Here is a 22,674-nt window from a genome sequence, read left to right on the forward strand (position 1 = left end):
GAGAGCTACGCCCGCCGAAAGACAGGAGCCCGTTTCTCCGCGAAGGCCCTGGAACCCTCCTTCGCGTCGGCCGTGTCGAACACGGGCCACCCCCTCTTCAGCTCGGCCGCCAGGCCGTCCGCCTCCGTCAGCTCGGCCGCCTCGTACACGGACGCCTTGACCGCCTCCACGGCCAGCGGTCCGCACGCGTTGATCTGTTCGGCGATGACGAGGGCCTTGTCCAGCGCGGTGCCGTCCGGCACGACGTGTCCGATCAGGCCGATCGAGGCGGCCTCGGCCGCCGGGTAGGGGCGCCCGGTGAGCAGCATCTCCAGGGCGTGCGTACGGGGGATCTGCCGCGGCAGCCGCACGGTGGACCCTCCGATGGGAAAGAGTCCCCGCCGGACCTCGAAGAGCCCGAAGGTCGCCGACTCGCCCGCCACGCGGATGTCGGTGCCCTGCAAGATCTCCGTGCCGCCCGCCACGCAGTAGCCCTCCACCGCGGCGATCACGGGCTTGCGGGGGCGGTGGTGGCGCAGCATCGCCTTCCAGTGCAGATCGGGGTCGGCCTTGAGCCGGTCCCGGAACCGCTCGCCCGCCATGCCCTGGCCCGCGAGGGCCTTGAGGTCCATGCCCGCGCAGAACGAGCCGCCCGCGCCGGTGAGCACGATGGAGCGGACGTCGTCGTCCTCGTCGGCCTCGACCCATCCGTCGTACAGGCCGACGAGCATCGCGAGCGAGAGCGCGTTCTTCGCCTCGGGCCTGTTCAGCGTGAGTATCAGTGTGGCGCCTTCGCGCCGCACGGAGAGGTGTTCCGTCCCACCCATTGCCGTGCTCCCTCCATCGACGGCCACCGAGCGGCCGGCCTGTCGCCTCCGGACCTGGAACAGGTTGCAGTAGCCGGGGAGCCAGTTCAATACTTTTCTGACACCCAGTCAGTTTCTTTGCGCGGAGGCCCTTCCCAGTTGTGAGTGCCTCTGCTCTGATGACCGCCAAGCGGGACGTCAGTGAGGACGCCGGGGTCAGGAGGAGTGCGGTGGAGTACAACCTTGCCGACCTGTTCGAGTCGGTCGTCGACGTGGTCCCCGACCGCGAGGCGCTCGTCTACATCGACCACCCCGGCACCGGCGCGGAGCGCCGGCTCACCTATGCCGCGCTCGACGCGGCCGCCAACCGCATCGCCCACCACCTCGTCGACAGCGGCCTCGAACCGGGCGAGCACCTGGGCCTGCACCTGTACAACGGCGTCGAGTACCTCCAGACGGTCCTCGCCTGCCTCAAGGCGCGACTCGTACCCGTCAACGTCAACTACCGTTACGTCGAGGAGGAGTTGGTCTACCTCTACCGCGACGCGGACCTCGCGGCGCTCGTCTTCGACGCCGAGTTCACGGACCGGGTCGCGGCGGCGCTGCCGCGCACGGAGAGGCTGCGGCATCTGATACGGGTGGGGGCGCCGCCCGCGGACGCTCCCCCGCTCAACGTGGTGGCCTTCACCGACGCGGAGGCGGCGGGCTCGCCGGAGCGCGGGTTCGGGCCCCGCTCGGCCGACGACCTGTTCATCATCTACACGGGCGGCACGACCGGTATGCCCAAGGGCGTCATGTGGCGCCAGGAAGACCTGTTCTTCGCGGGCCTCTTCGGGGGCGAGCCGGCCGGTGAGCCGGTGAAGCGGCCCGAGGAGCTGGCCGAGCGCGTCGCGGCGGGCGGCCCGGGCCTCACGTTCTTCCCCGCTCCCCCGCTGATGCACGGCACCTCGACGCTGACGTCGTTCATCGCGTTCAACTACGGGCAGCGGGTCGCCCTGCACCGCAAGTACGTGCCCGAAGAAGTGCTGCGCACCATCGAGAAGGAGCGGGTGTCCAGCGTGTCGCTGGTCGGTGACGCGATGCTCAGGCCGCTCATCGACGCCCTGCGCGGCCCGCTCAAGGGCACCGACCTGTCCTCGCTGTTCAGCGTCTCCTCGTCCGGCGCGATCATGTCGGAGACGGTGCGCGCCCAGTTCCAGGAGCTCGTGCCGAACGTACTGCTCCTCAACAACTTCGGGTCGTCCGAGTCCGGCTCCAACGGCAAGGCCACGGACGACTCGGGCCCGGAGAAGGGCTTCCGCCTGGAGGTCAACGACCGTACGCGGGTGGTGGACCCGGCGACGCACGAACCGGTCCCGGTGGGCGAGATCGGCCGGATCGCCCAGCGCGGACACGTGCCGCTCGGCTACTACAACGACCCGGCGAAAACCGCCGAGACGTTCTTCCAGAAGGACGGCGAACGCTGGGTGCTGCTCGGCGACATGGCGACGGTCGACGAGGACGGCATCGTCACCGTGCTGGGCCGCGGCTCGCAGTGCATCAACACGGGCGGCGAGAAAGTGTACCCGGAGGAGGTCGAGCAGGCCCTCAAGTCACACCCCGACGTGTACGACGCGCTGGTCGCCGGGGTCCCCGACGAGCGGTGGGGCAGCCGGGTGGCCGCGGTCGTCCAACCCCGCGCCGAAGCCGCCCCCTTGACCCTGGAGGCCGTGCAGGCCCACTGCCGCACGCTGCTCGCCGGATACAAGATCCCCCGCTCCGTGGTCCTCACGGACCACATCCAGCGCTCACCCAGCGGCAAGGCGGACTACCGCTGGGCCAAGGCGGTCGCGGCGGAGGGCCAGGGATAGGGCTGTCGTGGGCGCTGTGTCGGCCGGTCGACGGCGGCTTTGGGTCACTGGTTCACCTGAACGTGCGCCGGTAGGTCTGCGGGCTGACGCCGACGGTGCGTTTGAAGCGCTCGCGGAAGGTGGTGGGCGAGCCGAAACCGACCTGGCTGCCGATGCGCTCCACTGAGTGCTCGGTGGTCTCCAGCAGGTGCTGTGCCTGGCGGATGCGGGCCCGGTGGAGCCACTGGAGCGGGGTGGTGCCCGTCTGGTCGCGGAAGCGCCGTATCAGGGTCCGGGTGCTGGTCCCGGCCCGCTCGGCGATGTCGGCGAGGGTGAGGTCGCGGGCCAGGTTCTCCCGCAGCCAGGTGAGCAGCGTCTCCAGCTCGGAGCCCTGCGGTGTGGGCGCGTGGTCGTGGACGATGAACTGCGCCTGGCCGCCCTCCCGTTCGAGAGGCATGACGGACAGGCGGGCGGCGTCGGCGGCGACGGCCGAGCCGTAGTCGCGGCGGATCATGTGCAGACACAGGTCCATGCCCGCCGCGGCGCCGGCCGAGGTGAGCAACTGGCCGTTGTCGACGTAGAGGACGTCCGGGTCGACGTCGATGTCCGGGTGGGTGGCGGCCAGCAGCCCGGCCGCGCGCCAGTGGGTCGTGGCGCGCAGCCCGTCGAGGAGCCCGGTGGCGGCCAGGGGGAAGGCGCCGACGCAGAGGGAGGCGATCCGGGTGCCGTCGGCAGCGGCCGACCGCAGCGCGTCGCGCACGGCGGGAGGCGGCGCGGCAGCGGGATCGGTGACGCCCGGCACGATGACCGTGTCCGCGTCCCGAAGGCCCTCAAGGCCCCAGGGGGCACGCAGGGTGAAGGCTCCGGCGTCGACCTCGTCGCGTTCGGCGCACACCCGGACCTGGTAGCCGGGCCGCCCGTCGGGCAGGCGCGTCCGGGAGAAGACCTCGATCGGGGTGGACAGGTCGAACGGGATCACCTGGTCCAGCGCGAGAACGGCAACCGTATGCATGGCGCGAACCTACCGCCCCACCAGCGCGAGGGACCCGGACCACCCTCCCCCAAGCTCCGCATCACCACAGCTCACACCCTTCGAGAGGGTGTTGGCACTATCCCGTCGAAAGCTGTCGACAGTGCCACTGGGCGAGCGTCCGGGAAGCCGGTTGACTTCGGGTCATGAACCTCGTGTCACCCGTGATCGTCGGCATCGTCTACTGCCTGCTGATGTCCCTGATCCAAGAACCGCACCGACGCCGCTTCAACGCGGTCATGGTGGGCGGAGCCGGCGCCGCCTACCTGAGCGGGGGCGGCTTCGGCCCGTGGGAGCTGCCGTTCGTCGCACTCACGGCCTACGTCGCCTACCGCGGCCTGGACTCCTGGACCTTCATCGGCGTCGGCTGGCTGCTCCACACCGCCTGGGACATGGCCCACCACCTCAAGGGCAATCCGATCCTGCCCTTCTACCACGACGCATCCCTGGCATGTGCCATCTGCGATCCGGTCATCGCCCTGTGGTGCTTCGCCGGAGGACCTTCCCCCCGCGTGGCCCTACGCCGTTCCCGTCTCGTCCGGAGCTGATGTGTACTCGACCTGCTGCCGGCCGCAGCCCTCCGCGAGTTCACGGAGCGCGGCGGCCTCGGCCCTGTCGACGCTCAGCGACCACCGCAGCTTCGTCGCCGTCCAGTCGGCCGCGTAGGTGCAGTAGGCGTCCGCGAGCGGCGGCAGCCACTCGGCCGGATCCCTGTCCGCCTTCGCACGGTGGCTCCTCGCCGTGACCGCGACCAAGGAAGCGTCGGCGGCGAGGTCGTTGGCGTAGTCCTCACGCCGTTCCGGACTCCACCGGGAGGCGCCCGAGTCCCAGGCCTCCGCCACCGGCACCGTGTGATCGATGTCCACGGCCCGCGGCTCGTCGACCGTCTTCCCGTCGTAGTACGAGTACCAGGTGCCCGCGGTGACCCGGCAGTCGCCCTCGATCACCGCTTTGGTGCGCGACTCCGCGATGAGGACCTCCGCACGGGTGGTGCAGTTGTCGTGGTCGTCGTCCACCCAGCGCTTGAACGCGCCGCGGACGTATCCGTCCCGGGACTCCGCGGCCACCGGCAGTCGGCCGATCGCGTCGGCCAGACTCAGGGGGCGCGGCTGCGGAAGGGCCGGTGCGGCGTGGGTGGTGGTGGCTGCCATGGGCAGCAGCGCGAAGACGGCGGCCGCGAGGGCGCGCGCGGGCATGTTCATCACGAAGGCAGTGATACCGGGCCCGGCCGCCGCCCGGCCGCTGCGCCGGCCTTGTCTCACCCGTCAGGAGGGAACAGTCGTACCGCAGAGCCGACCCGGCGCCTCCTGGAGAGCCGCCGCTTGCTCCTCGTGGTGTCCCCCACCGGTGCCGGCCGCGCCGGTCCGGTGAGGGCTACTGGTTCCGTCAGGTGCGGTACGCGAAGTAACGCGCGTCGGGGTAGGACGCGACGACACTCGCGAGAGACCTGCGGTACGTGTCGGTGGAGTGGTACGTCAGGTACGGCATGCCCCGCCTGTCGCGGTAGGTGACCATCATGGTGTGGTCCTTGGAGCCGTTCCTGTCGAAGTCCACCTGAAGGACGTCGCCGACGTCCATCTGGTAAGCGCTCGCCAGGTTCGGGGCCCGCCGGTTGGACAGCGTGAACCACGCCCATTCGTTCACGCCGACCCACGAGGTGCTCTGGCTCGCGCTCTCGTACCACCAGTTCCGGTAGTCGTAGGCGGAGCCCGGGACGGCCTTCCAGCCGCCCGCCTTCAGCGCCTGGCTGACGAAGTTGGTGCAGTCGCCGCCGGATCCGTTGAACTTCCGGTACGCCGGGTTGTAGCTGCGCCAGTACTTCTCCGCGTACCGCGCCATGGCGGCGTAGTCGTAGGCACCGGCCGTCTTGCCCGAGGGCATCGGCGTGGTGGGGTACTTGGTGGAGGCCGGCGTGCCGTCCGGGTACTGGTTCCCGTCGTCCTCGACGGTGTTCACGCGCGCCACCGACGGCTCGTCGACCGCGACGGGGCCGTTGTCCCGCGAGGTGATCGCGGTCAGCTTCCAGCCGCCGTCCTTCGTGCCGGCGAGCTTCAGCTCCTGCCGCGTGGTGGACACCGTGGTGTCCGGTTCGTCCCCGCGCAGCTTCTTGTAGGTGAGCGTCGACGACGAGGTGACCTGGACGGTCGCCATGGTGCCGGTGATCGTGGCCCGGTCCACGACAACGCGCGTGTCCGCCTTCGTGTAGGCCTCGCCGAGCTTCGCAAGGCGGGACTTGCGGGTGCGCAGCGACCGCAGCGCGGCGTCCTCGTCCTTCTTCAGCCGACCGGACATGCGCGCCGCCGACGCGCCGGAGCCGGAGCCGCCGCGCGCCGCGTGCTTCTCCACCAGTGCCTCGGTACGCCGGGAGAGGACGTCGTCGGCGATGCGGGCGAAGACGGCGACCGTCTCGCGGTCGGCCTTGTGGGGCCGGCCGTCGGCGGCGTCCGCGTGCGCGGGAGCCGCGAGCAGGGAGCCGCACGCCACGGCCGCGGTCACACCTGCCACGGCGGCGTATCTATATCTCTTGGATATCACTGTGTTTCCTTTTTTCTCCTGATCACCCCGACTGGGGCACGGAATCTTCGCACAACTACGCGCCTTTGCTGTGCCGTTGCTCCCGCTAAGCCCACAGGGCTCCCGGACCGGGGCCCCGACGGCCGTTCCCGGCGTACCTCTAAGGTGTGCGGCAAGCGCAGCAGAGGAGGCATACGGGGTGGGTGAGCGCAGGATGGCCGCAGGTCAGGGGTCCGGGGGGCGGCGGGCGGCGCAGGGGGGCCACCGTGCGGCGACGGGCCGGCGCAGGAAGGCCGGAGAGCGGCACAAGCGGGCCGGGGAGCGGCGCAGGGCGCGGTCGGAGGGTGGCATACCCGGCGCCCTCGCCCTGGCGCGCAGGCAACTGCGGCGGCTGCGTCCCGCGTACCCCCGGCCGGGGCGCAGCGGTTGGCGGCGGTGGGTGCCTTCGTGGCGTCAGTGGCTGGGCGCCTTCTTGTACCTGTTCGTCGGCTTGACCGGTTTCGTCGCGATCGCGTACGCCGCAACGGACATACCGGACGACCTCAACTCCTTCGCTACGCAGCAGGACAATGTGTACTACTGGTCCGACGGCACGGTCATGGCCCGCACCGGCTGGGTCATCCGGCAGGAGATACCGCTGGACAAGGTGCCGCCGAAGGTCCGAGGGGCCGTCCTGGCGGCCGAGAACGCGAGCTTCTACTCGGATTCCGGCGTCTCGCCGAGCGGTGTCCTGCGCGCCGCGACCGCCGCGGTCACCGGCGGGGAGACCCAGGGCGGGTCGACCATCACCCAGCAGTACGTGAAGAACGTCTACCTCAGCCAGGACCGCACCCTGTCCCGGAAGTTCACCGAGGCCCTGCTCGCCGTGAAGCTGGACAACCACACGAGCAAGGACAAGATCTTCCAGGACTACCTGAACACCAGCTGGTTCGGGCGCGGCACGTACGGCATCCAGCGCGCGTCGCACGCGTACTACGGCAAGGACGTCTCGCGGCTCAACGCGAGCGAAGGCGCCTTCCTGGCCTCTCTCCTCAAGGGCGCCGGACTGTACGACCCGGCCCTCGGCAAGGAGAACCGCGAGCGGGCCGTCGGGCGGTGGAACTGGATCCTGGACCGCATGGTCAAGACCGGCCATCTCACGCAGGCCGAGCGCGCCACGTACAAGAAGTTCCCGGAGCCCACGAAGCCGGGGTCGGGCGGCACCATCCCCGGCGCGCAGACCGGCTATCTGGTGGAGCTGGCCAAGCGGCACGCGATGAAGGCCGGGCACATCAGCACCGCTGACTACGACCTCGGCGGCTACCAGATCCGCACGACCTTCGACAAGAAGCGCACGAAGGCCCTGACCGCCGCCGTACGGAAGGCCGAGAAGGGCTTCGACGCCAAGCGGCGGCCCCGCACCGACAAGTACGCGAAGATCGGCGTCGCGAGCGTGGGCAAGGACGGCCGGCTGCTCGCCGTGTACGGCGGCCGCGACTTCCTCAAGCAGGGCTTCAACCAGTCGAACGCGACGACCATCCCGGCCGGTACGGCGTTCACCCCCTTCGTCTACGCCGCCGCGCTGGAGGACGGCGTGCAGCGCACCCGCGAGGGGGGCCGCACCCCCGTCTCCCCGGCCAGCGTCTACGACGGCGACGACCGGATCGCCGTACGGACGCCGGAGGGGCCGTACTGGGACCGCAGCGGCAAGGTGGTGAAGGGGCGCAACGAAGGCGGCAAGGACTGGGGCGAGGTGACCTTGCAGCGGGCCGTCGCCGACTCCGTCAACACGCCCATGCTCCAACTCGGCCTCGACGTCGGCCTGGACCGGGTGGAGAAGTACGCCCTGCGGGCGGGGCTGCTCGAATCGAGCCTCGGGGAGCGGATCCCCACGTTCGCGCTCGGGGAGAACTCGACGCCCAGCGCCATCCGGATGGCCGGCGCGTACCGGACCTTCGCCGCCGACGGCATGCACACCGACCCGTACTCGGTGCGCTCGATCACCCGGGCCGGGGACGCGGTGCCGATCGACAAGCCGAAGGCCTCCCGGGCGGTGTCGCAGAAGACCGCCCGGACGGTCACGGACGCCCTGCGGGCCACCATGACCGACGGATCGGCCGAGGCGGCGGGCGGGGCGCACGCCGGCGCCGTGGGCAAGACCGGGACGACGGCCTCGAACACGGCGGGCTGGTTCGTGGGCGGCACCCGGGACGAGACCACGGCCGTGGTCGTCTACCGCATGTCGCTGAAGGATCTGGTGCCACTGCCGCTCAAGGGGCTGGGCGGCGACGCCCCCGGAAGGCTCGGCAGCGAGCGGGCGGTGGGCCTGTGGGCGGACTACATCAAGGCGGTGGAATAGGGGGCGGGGCTACCCGGCAGCCGGGGCGGCCGCACACCCAAGGTGGGCGGCCCGCCACCCCCTACTTGACGATCGACTTCCAGTCCGGCGCCTGCGCGGGGTCGAGGAGCCGCATCCGGGCGAGCACCTTCGGGTCCTGGACGTCGAGCCAGTCCGCCAACTCCCGGAAGGAGACACAGCGGACGCCCTTGCGCGGGCACACGTCCCGCATGACGTCCTCGACGGCGTTCATGTAGATGCCGCCGTTCCAGTCCTCGAAGTGGTTGCCGATGAACATCGGCGCCCTGCTGCCGTTGTAGACGCGGTTGAAGCCGTTCATGTACGACTTCCGCACCTGCGCCTCCCACGCCGGGAACTTCGCCGGGTCGCCCTGGGTGCTGTCGCCGGACTGGTGGTAGAGGAAGTTGAAGTCCATGGAGAGGACTTGCACCTCTTTGCCCTCCATGGGCAGGAGTTGCAGGGGAAAGTTCCATATGCCGTCGATCTTGGACGGCCATATCTGGAAGTCCCCCGATGAGCTCGCGTCGTAACGCCAGCCGAACGGCTTGATCGCGGTCAGGAGGTTCTTCTGCCCCTCCAGGCAGGGCGCGCGGCCACCGACCACTTCCCGGTCCGGGTCGAAGGGCAGGGGCTGCTCCTGGGTGAAGCCGGTGTTGGTCTTCCACTTCTTGATGAACGAATACGTCTGCTCGATCTCGCTCTTCCACTCCGCCGGGCTCCAGTCCCCGCCGCCCTTGGGACCGCAGAAGTGCCCGTTGAAGTGCGACCCGATCTCGTTGCCGTCCTTCCAGGCGCCGCGCAGCTGCTCCAGCGTGGTCTGGATGTGCGGGACGGTCGGGTACGAGATGGCGGCGGAGCCCGGGTTGTGCTGCGGCGGGCGGTAGAGCGACTTCTTGCTCTCCGGCAGGAGGTAGATGCCGGTGAGGAAGAAGGTCATGTGGGCCTTGCTCTCCCGCGCGGCCTTGCGGAAGTGGGAGAAGCGGCGGTCGTCGCCCTCCAGTGCGCCGTCCCAGGAGAAGACCACGAACTGCGGCGGCTTCTCACCGGGCTTCAGCTTCTTGGGCTTGAGCTGTCCGCGCTGCGGCCCGGTGTACGAGGTGGAGCCGTCGCCCAGCACCCGGACCTTGCCGTCCCACTTCTCCTCGCCCTTCTTCGCGCGCTTCGCCGAGCGCGCCTTCTCCGCCGCGCTGCCCGACGAGGTCGACGCGGTGTGCCCGGCGGCGTCGCTGCCGCCCCCCGAGGAGTTCGCGAGGGCGAGCACGGCCGTGGTGGCCACCCCGCCCAGGCCGAGCACGGCCGCGACCACGGCCGTGCGCTTGCGCTTCCGGGCCTTCTCCCGTGCCTTACGGGCAGCGCGGGACTCGGCAGCCCGGGCGGGTCCAGTGCCGTCGGGTTCGATCACTGCGGTCCTACCCCGTGTTCATCGCAGCAGGGCCGCGCGTGAATTGTTTGTATGAATATAGGACCGACGGGGTGGGGTTCAGTACCCCGGGTTGCACACAACACACTGCGGCCTCGCGGCAATCGACTGCCTCGGGGCGCGTGCGGGGAGCTCGACTGGCTCTGCCAGGGCCGGGTGGGAGGGGTGGCCGGTCACTCCGGCCGGTCTTCGCGGCCGCCGAAGTCCGGGGAGGAGAAGTCGGGGGTCACGTACGTCGGGCGGGGTGGCTGAGGGGCGTCGGGGCCGGGGCCGAAGTGGGGGCGGGAGTAGCCGAGTCGGGGAACTCGGGAGTCGGTGCCGCGTCCGGCCGGTGGAGTGGCGTCCAGGTCCGCGAGCGCCTCTGCCAGGAAGGGCCGCAGACCGCGTTCCATTACGGCTCGCCGCCAGGCCGCTCTGGCCCGTTCCACTTCCTCCTGCAACTCGCTGGGCACGTCCGGCGGGGGCGTCCTCGCATCGTTGCGCAGCGCGGTCACCGTCAACCCGATCGCGGCGACGACAAGGCCGGCCGCCGTCAGAGCACCGAAGAACCACGCCCCCGTGATCACGGCCGGAGTGATTGCCGACCCGGCGCCCAACGCCTTGAGGAGGAGACCGACGGCCAGAAAGACCAGGGCGGCCGCCCCGGAGAGAACGGTGCCGAGCACGAGGAAGGTGGCGAACACACCCGCTCCGGCCTCTCGCCGAGGGGGCAGCCCCGAATACGCGGAGAGCGGGTCGTGGCCACGCTCGCCTGCCGGCGGAGTCTTCGCCGCGCCCGGCCTCCGCGCTGCTCCGACGGCTCCCGTCGCCCTCGGCCCCTCCGGGCGCACGCGCATGCCGAGCAGCGCCGCCAGTAGACGGCGGCCGTAGGACATCCCCGCCCACCGGGCCAGGGGGACTTCGCCGGTGGTGCGGCGGCTTCCTGGTCCTCCGGCCCCGAGGACGGCCGCGCGCAACCGCCGTGCCGGGCCTGCGGGGGCGGTGGCTTCGGGACCGGCCTGGGCGGCAGGCGTGGATGTGGAAGCCGGGGACGAGTACGCGGTGGACGGGTCGTGGAGCCGGTTTCGGACCTTCACGTAGTGGTCGTACTCGGCTGCCGCGGCCGCCGTGATGAGGGCGGTGGCGTTCAGTGCCATGGTGCGCAGCTGCTCACTGCTCAGCCGGTCGCCGACCAGGGCCATTTCCGGGCGCTCCGGCGCGGTGCGCAGCGCCTCGTCGAGGAGCCGCTCGTACTCGGCTCGATCCTCGACCAGGAGGTATGGAGCGCTGTTCACAGCCCCTCCTCCCCGGTCGCCGGCCTCTGCTGCCATCGTGGCGCGCCGCGTCCGTCAAAGCCAGGTTCGGGCGGCCTGACTGAAGGCGGGGGTACAGGTGGGGCTACGGGCGGGGGCGCGGGCGCAGGGTTGGGAGGGGTCGGCGCCGCGGAGGCTGCGGCGGCGTTCGGGACTGCGGTGTTCGCGGCGGCGGTACCCGGGGTTGCAGCATTGGGGACTGCGGCATCGGGGACTGCGACGCCCGGAGCCGCCGCTGCTGGCGTCGCCGCCGCCGGCGCCGCCGGTACCGGACCTGAGCCGCCCGCCGTGCCCGCGGCCGCGGCTGCCGCAGGCCCACCCGCCTCCGCGACCTCACCCGGGGCCGCGTCCGCCGACGCGGGCGCGGCCGCCGGCCGCTCGCCCGTCACCGCTTCGTTCACCGTCTGGATGCGCCCGAGTTGGGTGAGCAGCATGGGCGCCGACATGCCGACGACAAGGGCGGCGTACTCACCGTTGATCTGGTCCGTCGTGCCGAACAGCACGGCGGCCCCCGCGCCCATCACGCTGTGCACGACCGCCGCGGCGGCGTCGACAGCGGGGTCGAAGTACACCTGGAAGCGCGGGGCCTGGCCCTGCGCGGCCCCCGCCGCGACCCATTGCCGGTGGGTGCGCCGGTCGGCCTGCCAGGTCACGAAGCGGGTGTACACGTCCAGGACCCCCCGCAGCAGACCACCCGCGGCCCCCAACAAGATCAACGTCGGGACGTCCACGGTCTCTCCCGAGTGAGGGCGCTGACGCCTGGCTGCGGACTTGCGGACACCGGCCGAGCCTAGAGCCGCGCGCGGGGCGCGGGGAAGCCCCCGGGCGAAGCCGCCGGTCGGGCGAGCAGCGCCCGGAGTGAGGTTTGACCCTCACGTGGCGTCAGGCCCCATAGTCAGGGGCGTGGAGGATCACTGGACCGTGGGGCGTGTGGCCGGCTTGGCCGGTGTGAGCGTTCGCACGTTGCATCACTATGACGAGGTAGGGCTCGTTCGGCCGTCGGCGCGGACCGCGGCCGGGTACCGGGCGTATTCGGCGGGCGACGTGGAGCGGCTGCGGGAGGTGCTGGCCTACCGGCGGCTGGGCTTCGGTCTGCGGGAGATCGCGGAACTGGTCGGCGAGCCGTCCACCGACGCGGTCGCGCACCTGCGCCGGCTGCGCGGCCTGCTGCTGGAGCGGCGTGCTCACGCCGACGCCATGGTGGCGGCCATCGACAGGGAGCTCGAGGTGAGGGCGAAGGGACGGCGGGTGTCACCGGAGGAGCAGTTGGAGATGCTCGGCGCACGGCTGTACGACGCGATCGGCGGCGCCTACACCGCGACCCGGCGGACCGATCCTCGGATCGCCACGCAGATCTGGGACGCGCTCGGGGACGCGCGGACGGTGCTGAACGTCGGGGCGGGCACGGGTTCCTACGAGCCCGCCGACCGCGACGTGACCGCGGTGGAGCCGTCCGCGGTCATGCGGCGGCAGCGGCCCGCCGGTTCGGCGCCGTGCGTGGCCGCCGCCGCGGAGAGCCTGCCGTTCGACGACCGGTCCTTCGACGTCGCGATGGCCGTCTCCACGGTGCACCACTGGGCGGATCCCGTGGCGGGGCTGCGCGAGATGCGGCGTGTGGCCCGCCGCGTCGTGGTGCTGACGGTCGACACGGACGAGCCGGGGTGGCAGGACCGGTTCTGGCTCACCCGCGACTACCTGCCCGAGTTCGCCGCCGTCCTCGCGGAGTTTCCCCCGCTCGCCGGGATGGCCGACGCGATCGGCGCCCGCGCTGAGCCCGTGCCCATTCCGTGGGACTGCGCCGACGGGCTGTTCGAGGCCTACTGGCGCCGTCCGGGGGCGTATCTGGAGGATCGCGTGCGGCGTGCGATGTCGGTGTGGACGAGGGTCGGGCCAAAGGCCGAGCAGCGGGCGGTGCGCAGGCTCGGCGACGACCTCGACTCCGGGAGATGGGCCGAGCGCAACAGCGACCTCGCCGGCCTCGACGCGGCGGATCTGGGCCTCCGCCTGCTCATCGCCTGACCCGACATCCGGGGTTCGGCGTCAGGCTGCCGTCATCCGGTACGACGGTACGACGACAGAACGACGACAGACCCTGGCCGGGCGTTCAAGCCGAGCCAGGGCCTGTCGATTAGTCGATTACTCACTGCGGCAGCGACAGCTACGGCAGCAGCGATGCCCTGCGGAGCGGTCGGGCCGATCTCTTCGGGGTCACTCGGTGACCAGCAGGCCGGCCCGCAGCTTCGCCACGACGCGGGAGATCAGCCGGGAGACGTGCATCTGCGAGCAGCCGAGCTCGTCAGCGATCTGCTGCTGGGTCCGCTCCTCGACGAAGCGGAGATGGATGAGCGTGCGGTCCCGCTCGTCGAGGTCCGCGATCAGCGGTGCCAGGGAGTGGAAGTTCTCGACGAGCTCGAACGACTCCTCGTCGACGCCGATGAAGTCGGCCAGCATCGTGTCGGACTCGTCGTCCTGGCCGTTGACCGCCGCGTTCAGCGAGACGGCGCTGTAGCCGTTGGACGCCTTCTGGGCCTCCGCGACCTCCGCGGGCTCCAGCTGCATCAGCTCCGCGAGCTCGGCCGTGGACGGCATGCGGCCGAGCCGGGTCCGCAGCTCCTCCGTGGCCTTGGACAGTTCGATGCGGGCTTCCTGCAAGCGGCGCGGCACGTGCACGGCCCAGGACGTGTCACGGAAGAACCGCTTGATCTCACCGGTGATGTACGGGACGGCGAAGGAGGTGAACTCGACCTCGCGGGAGAGCTCGAACCGGTCGATCGCCTTGATCAGACCGATCGTGCCGACCTGGATGATGTCCTCCATCTCCTGCGGGCCACGGTGCCGGAACCGCGAAGCCGCGTACTGCACCAGTGAGAGGTTCATCTCAATCAGCGCGTTCCGCACGTACTGGTATTCGTGCGTGCCCTCTTCGAGTTCGGTGAGGCGCTCGAAGAATCGCTTACCCACCTCACGCGCGTCCTTTGGCGCGATCGAGGAGGGGTCCGTGTACGCGCGCTCGACGAGGTCCGCCCCGGCCGAGGTGGTGGCCGTGTCCTGCGTCTGCTCCTGCGTCACGGTGATCATGGCGTTCCGCTCCTTGTCGACTCGGCTGTTCCCCCGCAGCGCCACGCTTACCCCGAAGGTCGCCGCTCACGCGTGCTGACTTTCGAACAGTCGGATGCGGCTGCGGAAAACCCATCCAAAACGGCCGTAATGGTCTTTCCGCCCTGCCTGACCTCGACCGTGACGTTCGAACTGAGGCGGTGGACCATCGACCAGCCGAACCCGCCGGGCCGAGCCGGGTCCGCGGGCACATGGCACGGCACCACCTCGCTGCGGTCGCTCACGCTGATCAGCAGGAGACCGTCGGCGACCCGGACGCCGAGCCGGGTGAGGCCCCCGCCGTGCCGGATCGCGTTGGCCGTCAACTCACTGACCACCAGCAGCGCGTCCTCCTGAAGGCGCCGGGCCTCCCCCGGCGGCATCGCGGAGTGCAGCGGTCGCAGCACCGAGCGGACCTCGGCCCGAGCCTGGGAGCAGGTCGTCCGCTCCGCGTCCGGTGCCCCGGAAGCGCTCATCGAGCTGTGATCCTTTCCCTGCACACGTGCAAACACGACCGCGTCCCACCGTTCCTTCGCGCCATTCCCGGGTGCCGTTCCTCGTCTTCGCATGCCCGGCTGCACGGCCCGCACACCTCCGTCCGAACGGCAGGCGTCCGCCGTGTTCACAACAGTGAAAGATACGAGGTCAGGGCCGCGTCGGGCCACGTCACGCCGATATTTCTCCGTACGACGATGTTTGCCGAACGAATGAGCGGCCAGGCGAATCCCCAGCACATGATGTCGATGCCAAGGAGGTCGAGCGGAGCGATGACCGCCAACGAGAAGGCCAAGGCGAAGACCGAACAGGCCAAGGGCGCGGCGAAGGAAGCCGCCGGACGCACCGTCGGCAACGAGCGCCTCACCACCGAGGGCCGCGCCGACCGGATGAAGGGCGACGCGCGCCAGGCCAAGGAGAAGACCAAGGACATCGGCAAGCGCTGAACGTGGTCGCGGCACCGGCACAACGCCGTGTCGCGGCACCACGCAGCCAGGGGCGGTCCCTTCTCGGGGCCGCCCCTTTCCCTGGTCGGCCCCTGCCCCTGCCCCTGCCCCAGCCCCAGGTCAGCGGCGAGCGCCGGCTCGCCGGTGACCTTCCCCGACCTGTTGACACGGCATCTCAGTAGAACTGGTTTCATTGCGGTCATGGACATCATCCGCAGGAACAACGTCACGGTGACAGGAAACCCTCAGGGGTCGGCGGTGGTCCTGGCGCACGGCTTCGGGTGCGATCAGAACATGTGGCGGTTGACGGTTCCCGCACTGGAGCGGGACCACCGGGTGGTCCTGTTCGATTACGTGGGCGCGGGCCGTTCCGACCCGGCCGCGTTCTCGGCGGAGCGCTACGGCTCGCTGGAGGGCTACGCCCAGGACGTGGTGGAGGTGTGCGAGCGGCTCGACCTGCGGGACGCGGCGTTCGTGGGTCACTCGGTCAGCGGCGTGATCGGCGTGCTCGCGGCCCGGCAGGTGCCCGAGCGCATCGGGTCCCTCGTCATGGTCGCCCCGTCCCCGCGGTACATCGACGACGAGGGCTACCGCGGCGGGTTCAGCGAGGAGGACATCCAGGAACTCCTGGAGTCCCTGGAGGCGAACTACCTGGGCTGGTCCGCGGCGATGGCCCCGCTCATCATGGGCAACCCCGAGCGGCCCGAACTCGGCGAGGAGCTCAAGAACAGCTTCTGTGCGACGGACCCCGACATGGCTCGGGTCTTCGCCCGCACGACATTCCTGTCGGACGCCCGCGACGACCTCAAGAGCGTGCGGGTGCCGACGCTGATCCTGGAGTGCACCCAGGACGCCATCGCTCCCCCCGAGGTCGGCGCCTTCGTCCACCGGTCGGTGCCCGGTTCGACGCTGGTCACGCTCGACGCGACGGGGCACTGCCCGCACCTGTCCGCACCCGAGGCCACCAACGCCGCCATCCTCGACTTCCTGGCAGGTCTGCGGTGATGTGCCGGACGGGTTCCGATCCCGACGGGCCCGACGGCGAGACCACCTCGGACTCCGCCTTCGCCGCTCTCCTGGAGGACAGCGCGGAGGAACTGTACGAGAACGCACCCTGCGGCTACCTGTCCACGCTGATGGACGGCACCATCGTGAAGCTCAACGGCACACTGCTGGGCTGGCTGGGGCTGGAACGGCAGGACGTGGTGGGGCGGTTGCGGTTCACGGACCTGCTGCCCGTGGGCGGCAGGATGTACCACGAGACCCACTTCGCGCCGCTGCTGCGCATGCAGGGCGAGGTCAGCGGGGTGGCCCTGGAGCTCAAGGGGGCCGCCGGCGCCCGCACGCCGGTGCTGGTCTCCGCCTCCGTCAAGTACGGCAGCACCGGCACGCCCCTGCTGACCCGCATCACCGTCTCCGACGCCACCGACCGCCGCGCCTACGAGGCGGAGCTGCTGCGCAGCCGCAGAGCGGCCGAGGAGTCCGCGCGGCAGGCCAGGGCCGACCGTGCCCGGCTCCAGCAGGCCCTGGCCGTCCTGCAACAGTCGCTGCTGCCCGCCGCTCTGCCCGTGATCCCCGGGGTGGAGACGGCCTCGTACTACCACACGGCGTCCCCGGACCAGCTCGGCGGCGACTTCTACGACGTCTTCCCCCTGGACGGCAGACGCTTCGGCTTCTTCCTGGGTGACGTGTGCGGCAAGGGCCCGGAGGCCGCCGCCGTCACCTCGCTGACCCGGTACACCCTGCGCGCCGCCGCCCTGCACGACCCCGACCCCGTGGCCGCCCTGTCGACCCTCAACCAAGTCCTGCACGAGCGGTACTCCGGTGACGATCCGCGGTTCTGCACCGCCGTCTTCGGCGTCCTGGATCCCGACCCGGGCGACGGGCGCGTCACCGTCCGGCTCGCCTCCGGCGGCCATCCGCCGGCCCTCGTGCTGCGGGCCGGGGGCACGGCCGACTTCCTGCCCACCCCCGGTGGCCTGCTCGTCGGCATCCTGCCCGAGCCCCGCTTCACCGCCGCCACCGTCACCCTCGGTCCCGGCGACACGCTCCTGCTCTACACCGACGGTGTCGTCGAGGCGCGCACCGGACCCGGCCGTTCGGACCTCTTCGGGGACGAGGCGCTCCGCGCGTTCACCGCCGAGCACGCCGGCACGTCCGCGCAGGCCGTCGTCGCCGCGCTGACCGGCCTGCTGGCCGGCCTCGGCGAGGGCCTCGACGACGACACCGCCCTCCTCGCGCTGGGGCTGCCCGCGCCGGGAACCTCCTGAAGGCCGACGTCAGACGGCCTCCGTGCCAAGGACCGCGGCGGCCAGGTGGTCGCGGAACCAACGGTGGCCCGGATCGGCCGAGTTGCGGGGGTGCCACGCCATCCCGAGGTCGACCGGAGCCAGGTCGAGAGGTATGGGAAACGTACGGAGCCCGAGCGCGGCGGTGGCGTCGGGGAGCCAGTCGTCCAGGGTGAGGGCGACGAGGTCGGTGTCCCGGGCGAGCAGCATCGCACTCGTGTGGCTGGGTACGACGACCGCGGTGCGGCGCCGCAGCCCGAGTTCCGCGAGGGCGCTGTCGATGGGACCGTGGCGCTTGCCGAGCCGGGAGATGCCGATGTGGTCGGCCGCGGCGAAGCGGCGCGCGTCGATCCGCCCGGAGAAGAGGGGGTGACCGGCGCGTGCGACCGCGACGAGCGTCATCCGGGTGAGCGGCCGGGTCCTGATCTCCGGGTCCAGATGTGCGAGGACGCCCAGTTCGACGTCCACCCAGCCCTGTCGCAGCGCGGGGCCGCCCTCCACCGACTCCGGCAGGAAGACCACGTCGACGTGCGGGGCCTGTGCGTGGATGCGGTCGGTCAGCGTGCCGGCGAGTCCCGCCAGGAGCACGTCGGCGGCCTGCACGGTGAAGCTGCGCCGGAGATGGACGGCGTCGAAACCGGCTCCGGGCCGCAGGACGTTGTCGCAGTCGCGCAGCAACGCGCTCACCTCCCCCTGGAGTTCCAGGGCGCGCGGCGTGGGGACCATGCCCTGTCCCGCGCGGACCAGCAGCGGGTCGCCGACGGCGCGGCGGAGCCGGGCCAGCGTGCGGCTGACCGCGGCCGGTGACGTGCCGAGCCGCTCGGCGGCACGCGTCACGCTGTTCTCCTGAAGAAGAGCGTCCAACGCCCGCAGAAGGTTGAGGTCCATGGCCACCTGTGCGCTCCTGAACTGCGTTTTTGCGTCTGCGGCAAGGGTTGGATGCCGATCTTTGCATTGTTGCGCAACGCTGCGGTGTCGAGAGTGGAGGGGTCGACGCACCTACGCGTGACATCCCTTCACCTTGTCGAGGAGCGCTCCATGCAGCAGAACCCGCGTGCCGGTCGGGACGGCGACGTCCTGGCCGTGGTCAGTCAGAGCGGGCCGACCGTCTCGTTCTTCGACGCCGCGTCCGACCGGTGGCTCGGCGCGGTCGACGTACCCGCCGAGCCGCACGAGCTGTGCTTCGACGCCTCACAGCGTCTGCTGTGGTGCACCACGGCGTACCACTCGGGCTACTACCACGCGAACAGCGGCCGCCGCACCGAGGTGACCGTCATCGACCCGGACGCGCGCCGTGTCGTCGAAGTCGTCGATCTCGCCCCGGAGCACGGGCCGCACGGTCTCGCGCTCGACCCGGTCCGCCGGCGTCTCTACGTCAGCGTGGAGGGGGCGGCCGACCGGCCGGGCGGCGTCGTGGTGATCGACACGGAGTCCCGGCGGCCCGTGGGCCGGATCGACACGGACGCGCCCGGACCGCACTGGTTCGCCATCGACCCGGCGGGCCGGACGGGCTACGCCACGAACAAGGAGGCGCCGTTCGTGTCGGTCGTCGACCTCGAACGCGGCACGCTCACCGCGAAGGTCGAGGTGCCCGGGAGCGAGGGCCTCGCCGTCTCCGCCGACGGCGCGCACGTGTACGTCGCCTCGCCCTACGCCAGGTTCTCCCCCGCCCCCGCCGAGAAGCGGCCGGCTCCCGGTATCAGGGTGATCGAGGCCGGGACGGCGTCCGTCGTCGACCTGCTGTCCACGGACGACGTCGTACTGCCGGTGCACCTGACGTCGACGGGCAGGCTGCTCGCGGGCGAGTTGCGCATGGCGGCCGACCCGGCCTCCCAGCTCGGGCGTCAGGCCCCGGGCCGCCTGACCGTGTTCGCCACCGACACCCGCAAGCGGCTCGGCGAGGTGCGGGTCGGAAGCGGACCGCTGACCATCACGTCCTCGCCCGACGGCCGGATCGCCTACGTGGCCTGCGTCGCCTCGTCCACCGTCGATCTCGTCGACCTGGAGACGCTGCGGGGCCTGGCCCGCATCGACATCGCGAAGCGCGGCGAGCCCGGCGCCCACGGCTTGGCCTACATCCCGCGCCCCGCCTGACACCCGCCTCGGCCCGGGGCGCCGCGTCAGCCCGCGCAGACCGAGCGCAGCGCCCGGCCCAGGGCGAGGGAGTGCAGCGCGTCCAGCCGGTCCTCGTGCCGTACCCGCGCGGCCGCGGCGGTCAGCACGCCCCCGCAGTACGGTGCCGTGCGCGCCGCCGAGGACGCGGCGATGGCCCGTACCAGCTCGCCGTTGACGCGGTTGATCTCCTCGCGGACCTCGGCGAGGTCGGGGCGTTCGGCCGGGGCCTGCGACGGATCGGCGTCCCAGCGCCGGAACAGCCCTCGCTGCACGGCCTTGTTGGCCTCGATCTGATCGCGGAAGATCCGCACGGTCGCCTCCGGGTCGGCGCCGAGCTCCCGCGCCCGCCCGGCCGCGGCGTCCAGCACCTGCCGCTCGCGGGCGGGGTCGTCGATGGGGCTGCCGGTGCCGTACTTCGCGGCGGCGACGAGGTCGGCGGTGGCCAGGCGCCGCACGGACAGCTCGGCGAGGGGGCGGAGTTGGGCGTACGGGCCCGCAACAGAAGCGGAGGAGGAAGTGGCGGGTGCGGTGGTCGCGGCGGCCGGGCCGGCGCCCGCGAGCAGCGCGGCGGCCAGCGTTCCCGCGGTGAGCACGCTACGAGTGGTGGTGGCGAAACGCACGAGTCCCCCTGGGAGTCGGTGAGGGTGCTGCCGTCAGTCTTGCGCGAGGAATCCCGCGATCCGCCGCACGAACCACTCAGGGTCGTCCAGCCACGGGAAGTGCCCACCACGCGGCTGCACTTGGTGGACTCCTCGCGGGAAGTGCGCGGCGAACTCCTCGGCGCGCGCGGGGTTCGGGCCGCCGTCCCACTCCCCCGCGAGGACGAGGACGGGCGCGGCCAGGTCGGTCAGTGCGGCGCGGGTGGCGGGCGGGTCGAAGGCGCCGTCCTCATAAAAGGCGGCGGCCGCTTCCGCGTTCTTCTCCGTGGCGCTCGCCGCCCGGTGCGCCCGCGCCGCCGCGTCCCAGCGTCCGTAGGCGAGGGGCGCGAGAGCGTCGGCCACCTCGGCCGGGCCGCGGCCGGCCGCGAGCTCCCGCAGCGCGGCCTCGGCGGCCGGGTACCAGGGCTCGTCCGCGCGCAGCGCCGCCGCGTCGCGCAGGTCCTGGTCGGTGACCGTGCCGCCCAGGGAGTGCGTGGCCGGGGCGACCAGGACGAGCGTGCGGATCCGCTTCGGGTGGCGGGCCGCGTACAGCGTGGCGATGTTGCCCGCCGCCGAGTGGCCGAGCAGGTCGACCTGTTCGAGGCCCAGGTGCTCGCGCAGCGCCTCGACGTCGTCGACGAGCCGGTCGCAGCGGTACGTCGCCGGATCGTCCGGCACCGCGGAGTCGCCCGTGCCGCGCAGGTCGAGCAGGATCAGGCGGCGGTGGGCGGTGAGTCCGCCGAGGTCGCCCAGGTAGGCGGAGGCGCGCATGGGGCCGCCGGGCAGGCAGAGCAGCGGTTCGCCGCTCCCCCGCTCGTGGTAGGCGAGCTCCGTCCCGTCGTAGGCGCTGAATGTCGGCATGGGGGTGATCATCACATCCGGTGCCGCGCCCGGGCAACGCCGTCCCCGCCGTGGCCCATGACCGTGGCTCATGCCCTGGGACCTGTGCCGGAAGTCCCCGGCGCCGCAGCTCAAAGCCGCTGTGCGGGATCCCTTGACGCCCACGCCCGTGCCTGGATTACTGAGCTCCACAGAAGATCGACGACCGAATGATCGGTCGCCCGTTCAGGACGGGAGCATTCCTTATGACGCGTATGCCGCCACTGCTGGACGCGGCGGAACGGCTCGGCCCGCGGGAGCTCGGGGCCCTACAGCTGGAGCGCCTCCAGGACACCTTGCTGCACGCGTACGAGAACGTCCCGTTCTACCGTGCGGCGTTCGACAAGGCGGGGCTGCGGCCCGACGACTGCCGTTCGCTCGCCGACCTCTCCCGGTTCCCCTTCACCACCAAGGACGACCTGAGGGCGAACTATCCGTTCGGTATGTTCGCGGTGGAGCAGTCGGAGGTGCGCCGGCTGCACGCGTCGAGCGGTACGACGGGCCTTCCGACGGTCGTCGGGTACACGGAGCAGGACCTGTCCATGTGGGCGGACGTGGTGGCGCGCTCGATCCGCGCCGCGGGCGGCCGCCCCGGCGACAAGGTCCATGTGGCGTACGGATACGGCCTGTTCACCGGCGGCCTGGGCGCGCACTACGGCGCCGAGCGCCTGGGGTGCACGGTGATCCCCGCCTCCGGCGGCATGACGGCGCGCCAGGTCCGGCTGATCCAGGACTTCCACCCCGAGATCATCATGATCACCCCGTCGTACATGCTCACGCTCCTGGAGGAGTTCGAGCGGCAGGGCGTCGATCCCCGTACGACCTCGCTGCGGGTCGGCATCTTCGGCGCCGAGCCGTGGACCGAGGAGATGCGGCGCGAGATCGAGGAGCGCTTCGCGATCGACGCCGTGGACATCTACGGCCTCTCCGAAGTGATCGGCCCCGGTGTCGCGCAGGAGTGCGTGGAGACCAAGGACGGACTGCACATCTGGGAGGACCACTTCTACCCGGAGGTCGTGGACCCCCTCACCGGCGAGGTGCTGCCCGACGGCGAGCGCGGCGAGCTGGTCTTCACGGCGCTCACGAAGGAGGCCATGCCCGTGATCCGCTACCGGACGCGGGACTTGACGCGGCTGCTGCCCGGCACGGCGCGGGTCTTCCGGCGGATGGAGAAGGTGACGGGCCGCAGCGACGACATGGTGATCCTGCGCGGCGTCAATCTCTTCCCCACCCAGATCGAGGAGATCGTGCTGCGGACGGCGGGCATCGCCCCGCACTTCCAGCTGCGCCTGACGCGCGAGGGCAGGCTGGACGCGCTGACGGTGCGGGCGGAGGCGCGCGCGGAGACACCGCCGGAGCGGCGCGCGGCGGCGGCCCGGGAGATCGCGGTCGCGGTGAAGGACGGCATCGGTGTCTCGGTCGGCGTGGAGATCGTCGACCCGGAGACGCTGGAGCGGTCGGTGGGCAAGTTCAAGCGGATCGTGGATCTGCGGGACTGAGCCGCCGACC

General features: G+C 71.5%; 21 protein-coding genes. 9 read left to right on the plus strand and 12 right to left on the minus strand.

Features of this window, described 5'->3' with window-relative positions:
• Window positions 1-5: 5 nt before the first annotated feature.
• Window positions 6-806, minus strand: a complete 801-nt coding sequence (locus tag ACZ4Z4_RS05865) for a crotonase/enoyl-CoA hydratase family protein (protein ID WP_468322728.1) — start codon at window positions 804-806, stop codon at window positions 6-8.
• A 209-nt stretch (window positions 807-1,015) separates the two neighbouring features.
• Here ACZ4Z4_RS05865 and ACZ4Z4_RS05870 point away from each other — a divergent pair, with 209 nt between their 5' ends.
• Window positions 1,016-2,635, plus strand: a complete 1,620-nt coding sequence (locus ACZ4Z4_RS05870) for an acyl-CoA synthetase (protein WP_468322731.1) — start codon at window positions 1,016-1,018, stop codon at window positions 2,633-2,635.
• A gap of 52 nt (window positions 2,636-2,687) precedes the next feature.
• Here ACZ4Z4_RS05870 and ACZ4Z4_RS05875 read toward each other — a convergent pair whose 3' ends face one another.
• On the minus strand, window positions 2,688-3,626 hold the full coding sequence (locus ACZ4Z4_RS05875) for a GlxA family transcriptional regulator (RefSeq protein ID WP_468322734.1): 939 nt from the start codon (window positions 3,624-3,626) through the stop codon (window positions 2,688-2,690).
• A 164-nt stretch (window positions 3,627-3,790) separates the two neighbouring features.
• On the opposite strand from ACZ4Z4_RS05875, the gene ACZ4Z4_RS05880 reads away from it, so the two are divergent.
• The gene (locus tag ACZ4Z4_RS05880; protein WP_468322737.1) at window positions 3,791-4,192 is read left to right on the plus strand and encodes a DUF6010 family protein; all 402 of its coding nucleotides are present in this window, start codon (window positions 3,791-3,793) and stop codon (window positions 4,190-4,192) included.
• On the opposite strand, the gene ACZ4Z4_RS05885 is transcribed toward ACZ4Z4_RS05880, so the two are convergent.
• Together ACZ4Z4_RS05885 and ACZ4Z4_RS05890 are read right to left on the minus strand one after the other, a co-directional pair.
• Complete coding sequence (locus tag ACZ4Z4_RS05885; protein WP_468324138.1) at window positions 4,163-4,846, minus strand: GmrSD restriction endonuclease domain-containing protein; 684 nt, start codon at window positions 4,844-4,846, stop codon at window positions 4,163-4,165. The genes ACZ4Z4_RS05880 and ACZ4Z4_RS05885 overlap by 30 nt on opposite strands.
• A 184-nt stretch (window positions 4,847-5,030) precedes the next feature.
• Window positions 5,031-6,149, minus strand: a complete 1,119-nt coding sequence (locus ACZ4Z4_RS05890; protein ID WP_468322740.1) for an amidase domain-containing protein — start codon at window positions 6,147-6,149, stop codon at window positions 5,031-5,033.
• 223 nt (window positions 6,150-6,372) lie between these two features.
• Here ACZ4Z4_RS05890 and ACZ4Z4_RS05895 point away from each other — a divergent pair, with 223 nt between their 5' ends.
• Complete coding sequence (locus ACZ4Z4_RS05895) at window positions 6,373-8,496, plus strand: transglycosylase domain-containing protein (protein ID WP_468324140.1); 2,124 nt, start codon at window positions 6,373-6,375, stop codon at window positions 8,494-8,496.
• Window positions 8,497-8,557: 61 nt separating this feature from the next.
• On the opposite strand, the gene ACZ4Z4_RS05900 is transcribed toward ACZ4Z4_RS05895, so the two are convergent.
• The 3 genes from ACZ4Z4_RS05900 to ACZ4Z4_RS05910 all read right to left on the minus strand — a co-directional run bounded on the left by ACZ4Z4_RS05900 (window position 8,558) and on the right by ACZ4Z4_RS05910 (window position 11,939).
• Window positions 8,558-9,898 (minus strand): polysaccharide deacetylase family protein, encoded by a 1,341-nt coding sequence (locus ACZ4Z4_RS05900; protein ID WP_468322742.1) that lies wholly within the window; start codon window positions 9,896-9,898, stop codon window positions 8,558-8,560.
• Between the two features lie 191 nt (window positions 9,899-10,089).
• A complete protein-coding gene (locus tag ACZ4Z4_RS05905; RefSeq protein ID WP_468322744.1) occupies window positions 10,090-11,190 on the minus strand; it encodes a hypothetical protein in 1,101 nt (366 codons plus the stop codon).
• Window positions 11,187-11,939: a hypothetical protein gene (locus tag ACZ4Z4_RS05910; RefSeq protein WP_468322746.1), complete on the minus strand. Its 753-nt coding sequence runs from the start codon at window positions 11,937-11,939 to the stop codon at window positions 11,187-11,189. Before ACZ4Z4_RS05910 ends, ACZ4Z4_RS05905 begins: the two co-directional genes overlap by 4 nt.
• 190 nt (window positions 11,940-12,129) lie before the next feature.
• Between ACZ4Z4_RS05910 and ACZ4Z4_RS05915 the strand changes: the two genes are divergently transcribed.
• The gene (locus ACZ4Z4_RS05915) at window positions 12,130-13,227 is read left to right on the plus strand and encodes a MerR family transcriptional regulator (protein WP_468324143.1); all 1,098 of its coding nucleotides are present in this window, start codon (window positions 12,130-12,132) and stop codon (window positions 13,225-13,227) included.
• Between the two features lie 189 nt (window positions 13,228-13,416).
• On the opposite strand, the gene ACZ4Z4_RS05920 is transcribed toward ACZ4Z4_RS05915, so the two are convergent.
• Together ACZ4Z4_RS05920 and ACZ4Z4_RS05925 are read right to left on the minus strand one after the other, a co-directional pair.
• On the minus strand, window positions 13,417-14,286 hold the full coding sequence (locus tag ACZ4Z4_RS05920) for a SigB/SigF/SigG family RNA polymerase sigma factor (protein ID WP_468322749.1): 870 nt from the start codon (window positions 14,284-14,286) through the stop codon (window positions 13,417-13,419).
• Window positions 14,287-14,333: 47 nt separating this feature from the next.
• A complete protein-coding gene (locus tag ACZ4Z4_RS05925) occupies window positions 14,334-14,780 on the minus strand; it encodes an ATP-binding protein (protein WP_468322752.1) in 447 nt (148 codons plus the stop codon).
• A gap of 291 nt (window positions 14,781-15,071) precedes the next feature.
• Between ACZ4Z4_RS05925 and ACZ4Z4_RS05930 the strand changes: the two genes are divergently transcribed.
• From ACZ4Z4_RS05930 to ACZ4Z4_RS05940, 3 genes are all read left to right on the plus strand, one after another.
• A complete protein-coding gene (locus ACZ4Z4_RS05930) occupies window positions 15,072-15,245 on the plus strand; it encodes a CsbD family protein (RefSeq protein WP_468322754.1) in 174 nt (57 codons plus the stop codon).
• 201 nt (window positions 15,246-15,446) lie between these two features.
• Window positions 15,447-16,250, plus strand: a complete 804-nt coding sequence (locus ACZ4Z4_RS05935; RefSeq protein WP_468322757.1) for an alpha/beta fold hydrolase — start codon at window positions 15,447-15,449, stop codon at window positions 16,248-16,250.
• On the plus strand, window positions 16,250-17,515 hold the full coding sequence (locus tag ACZ4Z4_RS05940) for a PP2C family protein-serine/threonine phosphatase (RefSeq protein ID WP_468322758.1): 1,266 nt from the start codon (window positions 16,250-16,252) through the stop codon (window positions 17,513-17,515). The genes ACZ4Z4_RS05935 and ACZ4Z4_RS05940 overlap by 1 nt, the downstream gene beginning before the upstream one ends.
• A gap of 9 nt (window positions 17,516-17,524) precedes the next feature.
• Here the strand turns inward: ACZ4Z4_RS05940 and ACZ4Z4_RS05945 are convergent, their stop codons facing one another.
• Window positions 17,525-18,421, minus strand: a complete 897-nt coding sequence (locus ACZ4Z4_RS05945; RefSeq protein WP_468322760.1) for a LysR family transcriptional regulator — start codon at window positions 18,419-18,421, stop codon at window positions 17,525-17,527.
• A gap of 150 nt (window positions 18,422-18,571) precedes the next feature.
• On the opposite strand from ACZ4Z4_RS05945, the gene ACZ4Z4_RS05950 reads away from it, so the two are divergent.
• A complete protein-coding gene (locus tag ACZ4Z4_RS05950; RefSeq protein ID WP_468322763.1) occupies window positions 18,572-19,627 on the plus strand; it encodes a YncE family protein in 1,056 nt (351 codons plus the stop codon).
• Window positions 19,628-19,653: 26 nt separating this feature from the next.
• Here the strand turns inward: ACZ4Z4_RS05950 and ACZ4Z4_RS05955 are convergent, their stop codons facing one another.
• Together ACZ4Z4_RS05955 and ACZ4Z4_RS05960 are read right to left on the minus strand one after the other, a co-directional pair.
• Window positions 19,654-20,268 (minus strand): chorismate mutase, encoded by a 615-nt coding sequence (locus ACZ4Z4_RS05955; RefSeq protein ID WP_468322765.1) that lies wholly within the window; start codon window positions 20,266-20,268, stop codon window positions 19,654-19,656.
• Window positions 20,269-20,301: 33 nt separating this feature from the next.
• The gene (locus ACZ4Z4_RS05960; RefSeq protein WP_468322768.1) at window positions 20,302-21,147 is read right to left on the minus strand and encodes an alpha/beta fold hydrolase; all 846 of its coding nucleotides are present in this window, start codon (window positions 21,145-21,147) and stop codon (window positions 20,302-20,304) included.
• A gap of 233 nt (window positions 21,148-21,380) precedes the next feature.
• Here ACZ4Z4_RS05960 and paaK point away from each other — a divergent pair, with 233 nt between their 5' ends.
• Entirely contained in the window at window positions 21,381-22,664 is a 1,284-nt protein-coding gene (gene paaK, locus ACZ4Z4_RS05965) for a phenylacetate--CoA ligase PaaK (RefSeq protein WP_468324145.1), read from the plus strand.
• The last annotated feature ends 10 nt before the right edge of the window (window positions 22,665-22,674 follow it).

This window comes from Streptomyces sp. NPDC030245, assembly GCF_055572995.1.

Excerpts from the sequence above, each read along its gene's own strand:
- ACZ4Z4_RS05865 (WP_468322728.1), bottom strand. The coding sequence starts at position 806 with ATGGGTGGGACGGAACACCTCTCCGTGCGGCGCGAAGGCGCCACACTG.
- ACZ4Z4_RS05875 (WP_468322734.1), bottom strand. The coding sequence starts at position 3,626 with ATGCATACGGTTGCCGTTCTCGCGCTGGACCAGGTGATCCCGTTCGAC.
- ACZ4Z4_RS05880 (WP_468322737.1), top strand. The coding sequence starts at position 3,791 with ATGAACCTCGTGTCACCCGTGATCGTCGGCATCGTCTACTGCCTGCTG.
- ACZ4Z4_RS05885 (WP_468324138.1), bottom strand. The coding sequence starts at position 4,846 with ATGAACATGCCCGCGCGCGCCCTCGCGGCCGCCGTCTTCGCGCTGCTG.
- ACZ4Z4_RS05895 (WP_468324140.1), top strand. The coding sequence starts at position 6,373 with ATGGCCGCAGGTCAGGGGTCCGGGGGGCGGCGGGCGGCGCAGGGGGGC.
- ACZ4Z4_RS05920 (WP_468322749.1), bottom strand. The coding sequence starts at position 14,286 with ATGATCACCGTGACGCAGGAGCAGACGCAGGACACGGCCACCACCTCG.
- ACZ4Z4_RS05925 (WP_468322752.1), bottom strand. The coding sequence starts at position 14,780 with ATGAGCGCTTCCGGGGCACCGGACGCGGAGCGGACGACCTGCTCCCAG.
- ACZ4Z4_RS05930 (WP_468322754.1), top strand. The coding sequence starts at position 15,072 with ATGACCGCCAACGAGAAGGCCAAGGCGAAGACCGAACAGGCCAAGGGC.
- ACZ4Z4_RS05935 (WP_468322757.1), top strand. The coding sequence starts at position 15,447 with ATGGACATCATCCGCAGGAACAACGTCACGGTGACAGGAAACCCTCAG.
- ACZ4Z4_RS05940 (WP_468322758.1), top strand. The coding sequence starts at position 16,250 with ATGTGCCGGACGGGTTCCGATCCCGACGGGCCCGACGGCGAGACCACC.
- ACZ4Z4_RS05945 (WP_468322760.1), bottom strand. The coding sequence starts at position 18,421 with ATGGACCTCAACCTTCTGCGGGCGTTGGACGCTCTTCTTCAGGAGAAC.
- ACZ4Z4_RS05950 (WP_468322763.1), top strand. The coding sequence starts at position 18,572 with ATGCAGCAGAACCCGCGTGCCGGTCGGGACGGCGACGTCCTGGCCGTG.
- ACZ4Z4_RS05960 (WP_468322768.1), bottom strand. The coding sequence starts at position 21,147 with ATGCCGACATTCAGCGCCTACGACGGGACGGAGCTCGCCTACCACGAG.
- paaK (WP_468324145.1), top strand. The coding sequence starts at position 21,381 with ATGCCGCCACTGCTGGACGCGGCGGAACGGCTCGGCCCGCGGGAGCTC.